Genomic DNA, 12,388 nt, shown 5'->3' on the forward strand with positions numbered 1-12,388 from the left:
TTAAGGCAGGCGCAAAACCCAAGAAGGCGTTTTAGGGCAGATTTCGATAGAACTGCCCTAAAACGCCTTCTTGGGTTTACTTCGGTTTCGGCTTACAAAGTCATATACTTCCGCACTTTGTCAATCATCTCAGAGGAGCCAATGACCAAGGGGCAGCGCTCGTGGAGCTCGGCAGGGGATTTGTCCAGGATGCGTTCAATGCCGTCGGTGGCCTGGCCGCCGGCCTGTTCGGCGATGAAGGCCAGAGGGTTGCACTCGTAGAGCAGGCGCAGCTTGCCGGTTTTGTTTTTGGAGGATCCCGGATAGAAGTAGATGCCGCCCTTCAGCAGGTTCCGATGGAAATCGGCCACCAGGGAGCCGATGTAGCGGGAGGAGTATTTCTGTTCCTTGCAGAAGGCCAGGTAGTTCTGGATGCCCAGGGGGAAATCGCTCACGTTGGCCTCGTTGCAGGAGTACTGCTTGCCTTTCTCGGGGATTTTCATGTCGGGGTGCGAGAGGAAGAACTCGCCCAGCGAAGGCTCATAGGTGAAGCCGTTCACGCCGCAGCCGGTGGTGTAGACCAGCAGGGTGGAGGCGCCGTACAGAATGTAGCCCGCGGCCACCTGCTGGGTGCCTTTCTGCAGGCAGTCTTCCAGGGTACCGTCCTGCCCGCCATCGGAGAGGCGGCGGTAAATCCCGAAGATGGTGCCGGTGGGAATGTTCACGTCAATGTTGGAGGAACCGTCCAGGGGGTCCATGGCCACAATGTACTTGGCGTGGCAGTTGCCCGTATGAATCGGTTCTTCCTCTTCCTCAGACACAATGGTGCACACTTCGCCGCCGTTGCGCAGGGCCCTGATGAAGCGGATGTTGGCAATCACGTCCAGCTTCTGCTGGTCCTCGCCCTGCACGTTCTGCTGCCCAAACTTGCCCATGGTGTCCTGGTCGGCGCGGCTGATCTCGCGGCTCACAATCTTGGCCGCCAGGGCAATGTCTCTCAACAACTGTGACAACTCACCGGTGGCAAAAGGGAAGTCTTCCTGCTTTCGCATGATAAACCGGTCCAGGGTGGTTCCAACGGGAAGGGCTAATGCATCATTCATGGGATGAGATAGGTAAAGGTTTGATCGTGAATAAATTAGGTTTGGATAAAATTCAGTATTGAAAATAAAAAGCCCCGTGCCTCCATCTCAGATGCCCTCGCAAAGCGGAAATGAAATGAGGTACGGGGCTCACTTTTACGGGTGAACTACTGGCCTTTTGCCAGTCTTATGCCTCCGGCAGCTTACAATGACACGCCGCGTTTCCACGGAATGAAGTCGTCTTGCTGCAGGATTTTCTCTTTTACTTCAATGCGGCCGCTGGCTACCTCAATGATGAAGTCCAGCACGTCCTCGCCCATTTCCTCAATGGTTTTCTCGCCAGAGATCACGGGGCCGGTATCAATGTCAATGATATCGGGCATGCGCTCAGCCAACTTGGTGTTGGACGAGATCTTGATCACCGGGGCGATGGGGTTACCAGTGGGCGTGCCCAAACCGGTGGTGAACAGCACAATGTTGGTGCCGGCACCTACTAGCGCAGTGGTACACTCCACGTCGTTGCCCGGAGTGCAGAGCAGGTTCAGGCCCGGCTTGGTGGCGTATTCCGGGTAGTCCAGCACGTCCACAATAGGGGAGGTACCGCCTTTCTTAGCGGCCCCGGCCGATTTAATGGCGTCGGTGATCAGACCGTCGCGGATGTTGCCCGGGCTGGGGTTCATGTCAAACCCAGAGCCTACCGCCTCGGCCGAAGCCGCATACGCACGCATCAGGGACGCGAAACGGTCAGCCGATTCCTCGGTCTCGCAGCGGTTGATGAGCTCCTGCTCCACGCCGCACAGTTCTGGGAACTCAGACAGGATGGTTTTGCCGCCCAGGGCCACCAGAATGTCTGAGGTATGCCCAATGGCCGGGTTGGCCGAGATGCCCGAGAATCCGTCTGACCCGCCGCACTCCAGCCCGATGGAGAGTTTGCTCAACGGGGCCGGCTGGCGCTTCAGTTTGTCGGCCTCAATCAGCCCCAGGAAGGTCTGGCGGATGGCCTTGGACATCATTTCTTCCTCGGTGCCTTCTTTCTGCTGCTCCAATACAATGAGGGGCTTGGAGAAATTAGGGTTGAGGGCTTTGATCTTATTTTCCAGGATGCTCACCTGCGCGTTCTGGCAACCCAGGCTCAACACGGTGGCCCCAGCCACGTTAGGGTGGTGGATGTAGTCGGCCAGCAGGGCGCAGAGCATGTCTGAGTCTTGCCGGGTGCCGCCGCAGCCGCCCTGGTGGGTCAGGAACTTGATGCCGTCCACGTTTTCAAACACGCGGCGCTGGGCAGGGGCTTTGGTTTTCTGCAGGGTGAGGGTCTCAATGGCCTCGGTGTTGCCGGTCTGGTACATTTCCACCATCTGCTGCACATACGACTTGTACACATCGCGCTGCCCGAAGCCCAGCTCGTCCAGGAAGGCCTGCTTGATAATGTCCACGTTGCGGTTCTCGCAGAACACCATGGGAATCACCAGCCAGAAGTTGGCGGTCCCCACCTGGCCGTCGGCGCGGTGGTAGCCCATGAAGGTGCGGTTCGCCCACTTAGACACGTCTGGAGCCTGCCAGCCAATGGTCTTAGTCTTGCCGGTGAAGCCGTGCACCTGGTGTTTCACATTGCTGGTGGTGAGCACGCCCCCCACGGGGATGTCACTAACCGCTTTGCCCACCAAAGACCCGTACATGAGGATCTCGTCGCCGGCGGCAAGGGGCTTCTGGGCAAACTTGTGCTTTGCCTGAACGTCGTCTACCAACACAATGGAGGCGCCGTCATAGGTAACCGTCTCGCCTTTCTTCAAATCCGTGAGTGCTACCAGCACATTGTCATTCGGATGGATCTTTAATATTCTGTGTAACATATCTTTTAACAGATAGAATGTGCAATCGATTGCGCAAGATATCAATATTTACGAGATATTGAAAAAATCTGAATCATTTCTTGCGAAAAATTAAAGAATTTTAATGGAGCTGGACCTTTGGCCGGTGGGGTTTCCATTTTGGGAAATCAAAAGTGCCCCAACCCAGCGGCTCTCTACCCAACAGAAAAGCAGTCTCCGCCTCCATTTAGCTTCAGGCTGCATCTTGCGGTTTCCTGCTAAACCTTCCGGGCCCCGAAAAAATTCCAGCCGTTTCGGGGCCGTCTTCCAAAAAACGGCCCCGAAACGGCTGGGCTCCTGGTGGGCTGGGGTTGGCTTGCCGGCGGGGGACTCTACCTGCCCACAATCTGGTCCATGACCCAGGCGGTGCGGGCCCCTGATTCGCCTGGGCTGGGGCAGGTGCCCTGGCCGGTGAGTTCCTCCACGATGGTCTGGATGAACGGCTGCTGCACGTGGGCGGGCGGCGGCAGGAAGAACTCCTGGGTGCCTTTGGCGGTCTCCAGCCGAATGGGCTCCTGGGCGAAGGACGGAAAGGTAATACGGCCCTGGCTGCCGATGAGCTCGGTCTCGTCTTTGAACTGGGCCGGGGCAACGGTAAAGCACCAGCTGCCGGTGCCCAGCGCGCCGTTCCTGAACCGGAACTGCCCGGTCACCAGATCCTCGGCGGGGTAGAGGCCCGCCTGGTTGGCTACCTGTCCCGAGGCCGCGGTAATTGGCCCCAACAGAAAATCAAGGAAGTCCAGTTGGTGCGAGGCCAGGTCAAAAAAGAGGCCGCCCCCGGCCACCTCGGGCCGTACGCGCCAGGGCAGGTCCTGGGGGTTGAGGTTTAGCTGCGCCGGATGGAACAGCCGCACGTTCACCAGCCGCACCTGGCCAATGGCGCCGCTGTCTACCAGCTCCTTTACTTTCAGGAACGAGGGCAGGCACCGCCGGTAGTAGGCCACAAACAAGGGCACCCGGGCCGCCCGGCAGGCCTGCACCATCTCCTGGCACTGCGCGTAGTTCAGGGCCATGGGCTTCTCCACGTACACGGGTTTGCCGGCGGCCGCCACCTGCAGGGTGTACGCGGCGTGGGAATCGGGCGGGGTGGCAATGTACACGGCGTCTACCTCGGGGTCCTGGATGAGCGCCTGGGCGTCATTGTACCACTTGGGCACGCCGTGCCGTTGGGCGTAGTCCCGGGCCTTTTCGGCGTTGCGCCGCATCACGGCCACCAATTGGGAATTGGGCACTTTCTGGAAGGCCGGGCCGCTCTTTACCTCGGTCACGTCGCCGCAGCCAATGATGCCCCACCGGATGGTCTTGGTCTTTTCTTCTGCCATTGCTCAGTTGCGGGCTGGTCTTGTACCCCGCTGCTTAAAGTAAGCGGGTTTGGGGCAATATCTGAGGCCTGCCTGCTTTTTTCTTGTAGTATTCATGCCGTTTCAGGCCTGTTTTACGGAAAACAAGCCGTTAACGCGCGCAAGCTTACGCCTAAGGGGCGCTAAGTAGCTGCAATTCTTTTGCAAGGTTCTGGCGGGCTTGTTCCTCTAATTGCGTCTGGAAGTAAGGGGTTTTGAAAATGGAGTCTTGCAGCAGGAAGTGGCGGAGTACTTTCCTTCGGCCTAGGTTGTACAGAAAATCTGGGTAAAGGCTGTACTCTTTCCTGATCTGTTGGCTGTAGAGGAGGTAGTCTTCCCAGGGAGCCCCATAATGGACAGGTCAGCATCCAGAAGGAAGTTGAGGTCTGGATGGGAACCGGCCTGGTGGGTTTTGGTGGCCATGATCATCTCTGTGACCAGGGTTGTTTCTGGATAAGGTACTCCCAGGTGAGATAACCGCTCTTGCGCCAATTGCGCACTCTTCTCTTCATTGTCTGAGCGGGCGGCACTGTACACGGCGTCATGGTAGAAAACGGCCAGCCTGACCAGGGTGGGCGCGGTTAGGTGGTTTTCATGGGCTTGGGTTAGGCGCAGCAGGGCGGCTATGTGGTGAAAAGTATGGTAATGCCGGCTGGGGGAGGAGTAGGCGTTCAATAACTCCTGCCATAACCGGTTGATCAGATACTGGTGACTTGAATAGCGCGAAGCGGTTTGCTGCCAGGTTTGCCAGAGGGATGGTTCCATGGAATTTATCTGACTATTGGCCGAAGGGTGACTTCCAGAGCCGGGTCCTCCTGGCGTGCCGGTATTTCCTGTGTCTCGTAGCCGGGGTGGGAAACTACTACCACAACTGCAGTGGTCTGGAGGGGCAGGCGAAAGGCTCCGTTGGCGTCTGTGACAACCCCGGTAGAGGTACCGCTGTGCCTGACGCTGGCCCCGGCAAGGGGAAGCCCAGCGGCATCCAGGACTTTGCCCCTCAGGAGCCAGGTAGCTTCTGCGGTAGCGGCGGGTTTTCCGGCTTGCCGGCGTTGGGTAGGGTCAAAGTAATGGTGGTACACCACCTCGCCCAGCGCGAAGAGCAGCACCAGCAGCACGGCGGCCGTTTGCCAGACCGGCCACTGGAAGGCCTTGCGCTTGCGTTTTTTCTGGGCCAACAGGTTTTTTAAACGCCCGCGGGTCTCGCGCACGGCGGTTCGCACCCGGGCGGGCGGCGAAAGGGCCAGGCCTTCTACCAGGTCTGAGCAAAGTTCGCAGGACAGGAGGTGCCGTTCCACGGCTTGGGCAAGGGGAGCGGGTAGGTCCCCGGCCTGGTACCGCCGCAGCAACTCCAGCGAAGGATGCTCGTCTGGGCCCCAGTCTTCGGGAAGGTTAATCCTGCTCATAGTTTTTGTTCATGTAGATTTTAAGGTTGCGTTTGCCGTTCTGGATGTAGCTTTTCACCTGTCCAAGGTCGTATCCGGTCAGGTCGGCCACTTCTTTGTAGCTTTTCTTCTGTAGGTAAAAAAGCTCCAGGCAGGCGCGTTGTTCGGGGTTCAGGAGGCGGAGGCCCTGGTGCAGGAGCTCCAGCTCTGGTTCGGGGCCGGTTTCCTCAAAAGAGGGCAGAAACGCGGTTTTCTCCACGCGGGGCAGGAGCTGCTCGTCTAAGGGGGCGGTGGTGTGCTGCTTTTGGGCCCGCAGGTGCATGAGGCAGTAGTTCTTGGCCAGCACGTGGAGCCAGCTTTTGAAGTTGGTGATCTCGTGTTTGTGCAGGGCGGTGATGAGCAGCTCAAAGATGTGCATGGTGGCGTCTTTGCTCTCGTCCTCGTCCTTCAGGTATTTGAGGCACACCAGGTACACCATCTCGGTGTAGCGCTCAAACAATTCCCCCACCAGGGCCACGTCGCCGGTCGCCCGGTACTGCTGGATCAGGTCCAGGTCCGGCGGCGGCGTGGGGCGGGAGAAGAGCTTGAGAAACATGCGGCGGCGTGGCGTTAAACGTCAATAAAGAAACAGATAAATACTCACCCTCAAAACAGCGGCAGCACTTTCTGCCCCTGTACCCCCATGATGCAGGCGCCGCCCAGATTGCACACCGGTTTTTGGTGTATTTTTAAGAAAATGCCCTGTAAATCGCCCCTGGTTAAAGTAAGTTTTTGATTATCAGGCCTAAAAAAAGCGCACGTTTCAGGCCTGTTTTCGCAAGAAAAGGCCTGAAACGTGCGCTACGGGGCCGCAGGCGTTCCCTTATTTTTTGTGGTGCAGCACCAGGAGGGGCAGGAACGTGTGGGCGGCAATCTGTTGCAGGTGGTCCCGGTGGAAGGCGGCCAGCCAGAAGCTGCGGGCGCGGCAGCCCACCACCAGCAGGTCGGCCTGCTGCCGGAAGCAGAACTGGAAGATGCTCTCCTCGGTGGACGAGTGGACCTCCACGTGGGCCGACACCTTGGGGCAGGGCAGGCGTTTGTGCAGGAGGGCCAGGCCCGCCTCGGCCTGCTGCCGGGCGGCGGGCGAATCGTCGGGCAGGGTGTGCAGCAGCTGCAGCTCGGCCCCGAAGTAGGAGGCCATCTGGCACACAAAGCTCATGTCGGTGAACGATTCGCCTTTCAGGTCGGTGGCGTACACAATCTTGCGGGGAGGGGCGAAGGAAACGTGCGGCGGCACCAGCAGCACGGGGCAGGGCGCTTCCCTGAGCAGGTAGGCCGTGGCCGAGTCTTCAAACCCTTCCTGGAAGCCCTCGTGGCCCAGCACCAGCAAATCGGCCTGTTCCTCCCTGGCAACCTGCAGGATAGAGGTGGTGGTGATGCCGTATTTGATCTTGCTCTCATAGTACACGGGCGCCTCGTGCTCCTGCCGCAGCAGGCGCTCAATAAGGGCGTCTAGCTTGTCTTGCTGCTGCTGCCGGTAGGCGGGGTCCTGGATGGCCTCTACAAACGGAACGGCCTCATAGGGGGCCAGCTCCACCATGACGGGCTCATACACGTTGTGGAGCAGCACCACGCGGGCCCCCAGCCGCTGGGCCAGGGCGTCTGAGTAGAGGAGGGCGTTTTCTGAGCACGCTGAAAAATCGGTGGGGCAGAGAATGGTTTCCATGGCGTAGGCTTGTTTGGTGGAACTTGGAACGGCTTTCTTTAATATACTGAAAATTAACGCAATAAGGTAGGGTTGCCCTGCTTATTTAAGGCCCAACAACTTTGGGTCACCCGCTTCTGCCAACAGAGTGCCGGGCAAGGGGCAGCTTTGCCAGGACCAAAGGGCAACAGAGCCTGTTTTAAGGGCTTTTTCCCGAAAATAGCCCCTAAACGCCGGGCCACTCCGGGCGAAAGATTTCCTGTTTCTGGCCGGCCGCTGCATAACTTCTGAAAAAACTACCGTATTAAATCGCTTAGAATCAGGGTAACTCTGTTGAACAGACTACCCGTATTGCTGTAGGGTATGAAAAAAGAAGAGATATATTTCCCAGACTGGCAGCGCCTGTTTATTGGCAATACTTCCTGGGAGTTTATGGCCGAGGTGCTGCTGCGTTCCATCATCATCTTTGTCATTCTGCTTATTGTGCTGCGCCTCATGGGCAAGCGCATGAATGGGCAGCTCACCATTTCGGAGTTGGCGGTTATGGTTACCCTGGGCGGTATTGCCTCGGCTCCCATGCAGTTGCCCGACCGCGGCATCTTAATGGGGGTGGTGGCCCTGGTCTGTGCCTTGGTCTTTCAGCGGGGAATCACGCTTTTTGCCTTCCGCAACCACAAGGTAGAACTGCTCACCCAGGGAGACATGAGCATGGTGCTGAAAGAAGGCGTGCTGCGGATTGAGGAGATGGAGAACTCGCGCCTGTCTAAAGACCAGGTGTTTGCCGCCCTCAGAACGCATAACATCAGCCATCTGGGACAGGTGAAAAGGCTGTACATGGAGGCCTGTGGCCTGTTCAGCATTGTAAAGGCCCAGGACCCCAAACCCGGCCTGCCCATTATCCCGGTCAGGGACCAGGCCCTGCTCAAGTCCCTGTCCTATGACCAGGAGCAGCTTGCCTGCACCCGCTGCGGCTTGGTGGCCCCCACCAGCCAGGTAAAAGACAAGCCCTGTACCAACTGTTCGTGCAACGAGTGGATTCCTGCCGCTATCTAACCCCGCCTCATGAGACCAGAAGATATTCAAATCACCGATTGGCTGCGCATCGTGTTGGGGGAGGCGCCCTGGAGTTTCCTGCTGGAGATGGTGCTCCGCATTGCCTTTATCTACTTGGTGCTCATGCTGTCTATGCGCCTGATGGGGAAGCGGATGGCCTCCATGCTGAGCCGCACCGAGATGGCGGCCCTGGTGTCGTTGGCGGCGGCCAACGGAGTAGCCCTCATGGACCCTTCGCGCGGGCTGCTTCCCATTGTCCTCATTGCCGTGGTGGTGGTGGGGGTAGAGCGCCTTATTTCCTGGCGAAGCACCCAGGACGCCCGTTTTGAGCGCAAGGTCATGGACGACATGGACATCTTGGTGAAAGACGGCTGCCTGCAGTTAGACGTGATGGAGCGCGCCCGCATTACCCGCGAGCGGCTGTTTGCGCAGTTCAGGCACGAAGATATCTTTAACCTGGGCAAGGTGCAGCGCACCTACCTGGAGGCGAACGGGGCTTTCACCATCATGCAGTTCACCGATGAACGCAAGGGCCTTTCGCTGGTGCCCCAGTTTGACCAGGACCTGAAAGAGGAGCAAACCTACGCCCCGGCTACCTACGCCTGCGCCAGCTGCGGGCAGCTGACCAAACAAGAGCAGGCCCCCCATCAGGAGTGCCCCACCTGCGGGCAGGCCGACTGGCACCAGGCCGTTGCTTCGTAAGGAAACTCTGCGGAGAACCCCATTCAAAAAGGCTGCTCGAGAGCTATCAGGCTTTGGGGAAGCTTTTTATGGGGTAGGCAGTTTGCATTTGGTCAGGTGCGGAGTGAGCGCATCTCTGCGGCCAATCTAAAGGTTGGCATGTGGCCCTGGAAAGTGCATACCCCAATTGCGAAACAGTTGCTGGATTGACCTATTCGGCCAGCTTATTGCCTTGCCTTTGGTCCCGGCTGCCCTGCTTCTGCCAGGCTATGGTATTGGTTGACTTTCTTGAAGGTGGTGCCTGTCAGTTCCGGGCTGGTGTGCCATAAGTTTTCCTGAAGGGCTGGGTTATAAGAGTCGGCAGCAGACTTTGTTCCCTTTCCGTTAGAAAGAAATAAATGCCTTTTAACTTATTGAATTCTTTTCCAGAACCGCAACCGGAAGTGGCGCCTGGAGCAGAACCTGCGACCGGGAGCCCACCACAAAGGCAGCAAGTGCACCTCCAACAAGACCCACTACTCCCCCGTGGATCCGGACGCCCGCATCGCCGTCAAGACCGGCAAGGCCCGCAAGCTCTGCTACCTGGCGCAGCTCTCGGTGGATACTTCCCACCACACCATCACCCACGTGCAGGCGGACTTTGCGGACAGGAAGGACAACCAGTGCCTGCCGAAGTTGCTCGGCGGGCTCACCGGCAGACTGCGGTGCTTGGGGCTAAGCTGCAGCCATATCCTGGCGGACGCGGGCTACTCCTCGGGGGAGAACTACGCCTTGTTGGAAGAGCAGGGCATGACGGCCTTCATCCCGCCGCACGGCACCTACAAGGGAGGGCCCGAGGGGTTCACCTATGACCGGGAAGAGGACTGCTGGCTCTGCCCCCAGGGCAAGAGGGCCACGTTCCGGAAGGTGAAGGTGGAGCCGAAGGGCAACATCAAAAAGAGGTTCTATCTCACCACCCGCAGGGACTGCAGGGGCTGCCCCCTGCGCGAGGGCTGCATCGGCAAGGGCCACGAGAAGAAGGTGGAGGTCACCTTCTACCGCGAGGAGTACGAGCGGGTGATTGCCCGGCTGAAAAGCCGCTATGGTCGAAAGATGAAAGGTCTCCGGCAGGCCACCGTGGAGCCCGTGCTGGGCACGCTCACCAACTACATGGGCCTGAGGAAGATCAACACCAGGGGCATCCAACAGGCCCAGAAGGGAATGCTGCTGGCCGCCGCGGCCTACAACCTGCGGAAACTGCTGCGCTTCACCCCAAAAACAAGGCAATCAGCGGTCATGGCCCTGCCCAGACCCTCTGCAGCCGCTTCTTTAGGCTTCTTTGGCCTTGAGAATCGGGGAGAAATTAAGAAACGAACGGAAGCAAGTAAAGAAGAGCTACTTTACTCAAGAGTTGTGCAACAGCTACCAATGTTAGCCCTTGTTTTTCTTTTGTGGTGACCGCACGGTTTTTTTCTGTTTTTGGCCTTGTTTTCCAAAATGAGCCCGAAAACAGCTTGCCGAGCGCACTATTTAAATTTTGCCTTCCGTCCATTTTTGCCCTGATTTATTAAAAACAGGTCAAAAACACATTTTTACTGAGAAACTAGACCATTAGGAAGTAAATTTTATTTGGGTCGAGATTATACTTTTTAAATACTCTTCAACTTCTAAAGGCAGAATGTTTTTTTCCCATATGGCTTTATCCCAATGGTACCATGGGTCAATTGTTGGTGTTAAACCATGTCTTTCAATTAAATATTGTTCAAATGGGATTTGATTCTGCTGAAGTTGTTTCCCTATATGACTTGTAACTCTATTGAAAATTTGAAGTTGCCAGAGTGTGGCTTCAATATGTCTTGGGTGACTCCCTGTTTTTTGAGATAGAATCATAGCAAGACTTTTGTATTTTTCTTCAATGGGTGGCAAGTAATTAGTGAGTTTATTATAGCTTATTGAATTCGAGCGCAAAAGGTCTCCAGTAGTGCTTCTAGTGGCAGCATAAACAACTACATCATATTGCCAGTATCGATATAGAGAATTGATAAGAGAAGAAGAAAAATCTACTGAAACATGAAACCGTTCACCGTTTTCAAGTCGCTTTGGCCATTTTTCACCATCAACAAAAAAGCAATTAGGCTCATAATCTTTTCTATTATCTAGAAATTGAAAGTTATAAGATATGGACTCTATATATTTAACCTCTTTGGACTTATTTAAAATCCTTGAAGACAAGATACATTTTCCTGGAGCAGGGTTAGAAACATCAATGAGAGAAAACTCAAAATCTGGATTCTCTTCTTTATAATCTTTTTTAAAGTTTGATTTTTGTTTTCCATCCTTCCACTTTTTATATCGGTCTCTTATATTGAATAGATTTACTGCAATGGCTAGTATTGCGGCAAAAGCAGTAATAGCCACAGACCCGAAAATATCAGTAATACTCATTTTTCTATTTATTCAAACTAGTAGTGTGGTTCTACAATTTTTAATATTATTGCCAACGTACTTGTGTAAACGGCGGCGGAGGCCGTCGGCTGAGGTGAGGTTTACACGTTGTTGTATGGCGTTGTTCGTTGCCGTTTGCCAACCGCATTTCTCTTTTCTGTTTTTGGCCTCCTTTTGGGAAAACAGGCCGAAAACAGGAAAACGGAGAGTTAGGCGAATTCTTTATCAATCCGTTTTTGCCCTTATTTCGTAAAAACAGGCCGAAAACCCAATCGTCCGCCTGCACGCATTTTGCGTCAATCCTTGCTCAAACGCAACGTCAATTCCTCTTTTGCTTCTTCTGTTGGTCAAAATTGTTGGTCAAAATCGGGCGACATTTCCTTTCTTCTTTAGCTTAGTGCAGATAATTATTGCAGTTATTAGGATCACTACATTATGAACCAATAATATAAGAGCCAAATAAAACTCCCAAACCAAAGCTCCTCCAAATTCAGAATGATAGATTCTGCCGTTGATAAAGTAGATTGAATAAAAAAAAAGTATTACAGCATTAACGATGAAAAAGGTTTTCTTCTTTTTCCAATCCTGTATCAAGTAGTTTATGCCGTACCAACTAATTGAAGTAAATAAAGCTATCGATATTGAATAGCTGAATATTATTTCATTTACTTCTTTAGCTGTCATTTAACCTTTTCTTTTAATTTCAATGCCATACAACGGTTGGTATAAACGACGGCGAGGCCGTCGGCCGATGCTGACGTTTATACGTTGTGCCTGTTGCACAACTGGCTGAAGATAGCCGTTTAAGGAGGTAGTACCAAATCCTTAACGTGATGCAGGGCAGGAAGCATTTTGAGGACGAGCGGGAGCTGCGTTTCTCGCTCTCGGCGCACGT

General features: G+C 55.1%; 11 protein-coding genes. 3 read left to right on the plus strand and 8 right to left on the minus strand.

Features of this window, described 5'->3' with window-relative positions:
* Positions 1-92 precede the first annotated feature (92 nt).
* The 7 genes from fbp to JT718_RS02230 all read right to left on the minus strand — a co-directional run bounded on the left by fbp (position 93) and on the right by JT718_RS02230 (position 7,356).
* Positions 93-1,082: a class 1 fructose-bisphosphatase gene (fbp, locus tag JT718_RS02200; RefSeq protein ID WP_205500027.1), complete on the minus strand. Its 990-nt coding sequence runs from the start codon at positions 1,080-1,082 to the stop codon at positions 93-95.
* Between the two features lie 182 nt (positions 1,083-1,264).
* On the minus strand, positions 1,265-2,911 hold the full coding sequence (locus JT718_RS02205; RefSeq protein ID WP_205500028.1) for a UxaA family hydrolase: 1,647 nt from the start codon (positions 2,909-2,911) through the stop codon (positions 1,265-1,267).
* Between the two features lie 350 nt (positions 2,912-3,261).
* Complete coding sequence (locus JT718_RS02210; protein WP_205500029.1) at positions 3,262-4,251, minus strand: Gfo/Idh/MocA family protein; 990 nt, start codon at positions 4,249-4,251, stop codon at positions 3,262-3,264.
* Positions 4,252-4,533: 282 nt separating this feature from the next.
* The gene (locus JT718_RS02215) at positions 4,534-5,034 is read right to left on the minus strand and encodes an HD domain-containing protein (RefSeq protein WP_205500030.1); all 501 of its coding nucleotides are present in this window, start codon (positions 5,032-5,034) and stop codon (positions 4,534-4,536) included.
* A 5-nt stretch (positions 5,035-5,039) separates the two neighbouring features.
* Positions 5,040-5,672 (minus strand): carboxypeptidase regulatory-like domain-containing protein, encoded by a 633-nt coding sequence (locus JT718_RS02220; RefSeq protein ID WP_205500031.1) that lies wholly within the window; start codon positions 5,670-5,672, stop codon positions 5,040-5,042.
* Positions 5,659-6,246, minus strand: a complete 588-nt coding sequence (locus JT718_RS02225) for an RNA polymerase sigma factor (protein ID WP_205500032.1) — start codon at positions 6,244-6,246, stop codon at positions 5,659-5,661. Before JT718_RS02225 ends, JT718_RS02220 begins: the two co-directional genes overlap by 14 nt.
* A gap of 267 nt (positions 6,247-6,513) precedes the next feature.
* Positions 6,514-7,356 (minus strand): universal stress protein, encoded by an 843-nt coding sequence (locus JT718_RS02230; RefSeq protein WP_205500033.1) that lies wholly within the window; start codon positions 7,354-7,356, stop codon positions 6,514-6,516.
* A 342-nt stretch (positions 7,357-7,698) separates the two neighbouring features.
* Between JT718_RS02230 and JT718_RS02235 the strand changes: the two genes are divergently transcribed.
* The 3 genes from JT718_RS02235 (at position 7,699) to JT718_RS02245 (ending at position 10,506) form a co-directional block, all read left to right on the plus strand.
* Positions 7,699-8,388, plus strand: a complete 690-nt coding sequence (locus JT718_RS02235) for a DUF421 domain-containing protein (RefSeq protein WP_205500034.1) — start codon at positions 7,699-7,701, stop codon at positions 8,386-8,388.
* Between the two features lie 9 nt (positions 8,389-8,397).
* Positions 8,398-9,090, plus strand: a complete 693-nt coding sequence (locus tag JT718_RS02240; protein WP_205500035.1) for a DUF421 domain-containing protein — start codon at positions 8,398-8,400, stop codon at positions 9,088-9,090.
* A gap of 504 nt (positions 9,091-9,594) precedes the next feature.
* Positions 9,595-10,506, plus strand: a complete 912-nt coding sequence (locus JT718_RS02245) for a transposase (RefSeq protein WP_205500036.1) — start codon at positions 9,595-9,597, stop codon at positions 10,504-10,506.
* Positions 10,507-10,659: 153 nt separating this feature from the next.
* Here the strand turns inward: JT718_RS02245 and JT718_RS02250 are convergent, their stop codons facing one another.
* Positions 10,660-11,493: a hypothetical protein gene (locus tag JT718_RS02250; protein WP_205500037.1), complete on the minus strand. Its 834-nt coding sequence runs from the start codon at positions 11,491-11,493 to the stop codon at positions 10,660-10,662.
* Between the last annotated feature and the right edge of the window lie 895 nt (positions 11,494-12,388).

It is taken from the genome of Rufibacter psychrotolerans (assembly GCF_016924645.1).
Lineage (GTDB): Bacteria > Bacteroidota > Bacteroidia > Cytophagales > Hymenobacteraceae > Nibribacter > Nibribacter psychrotolerans.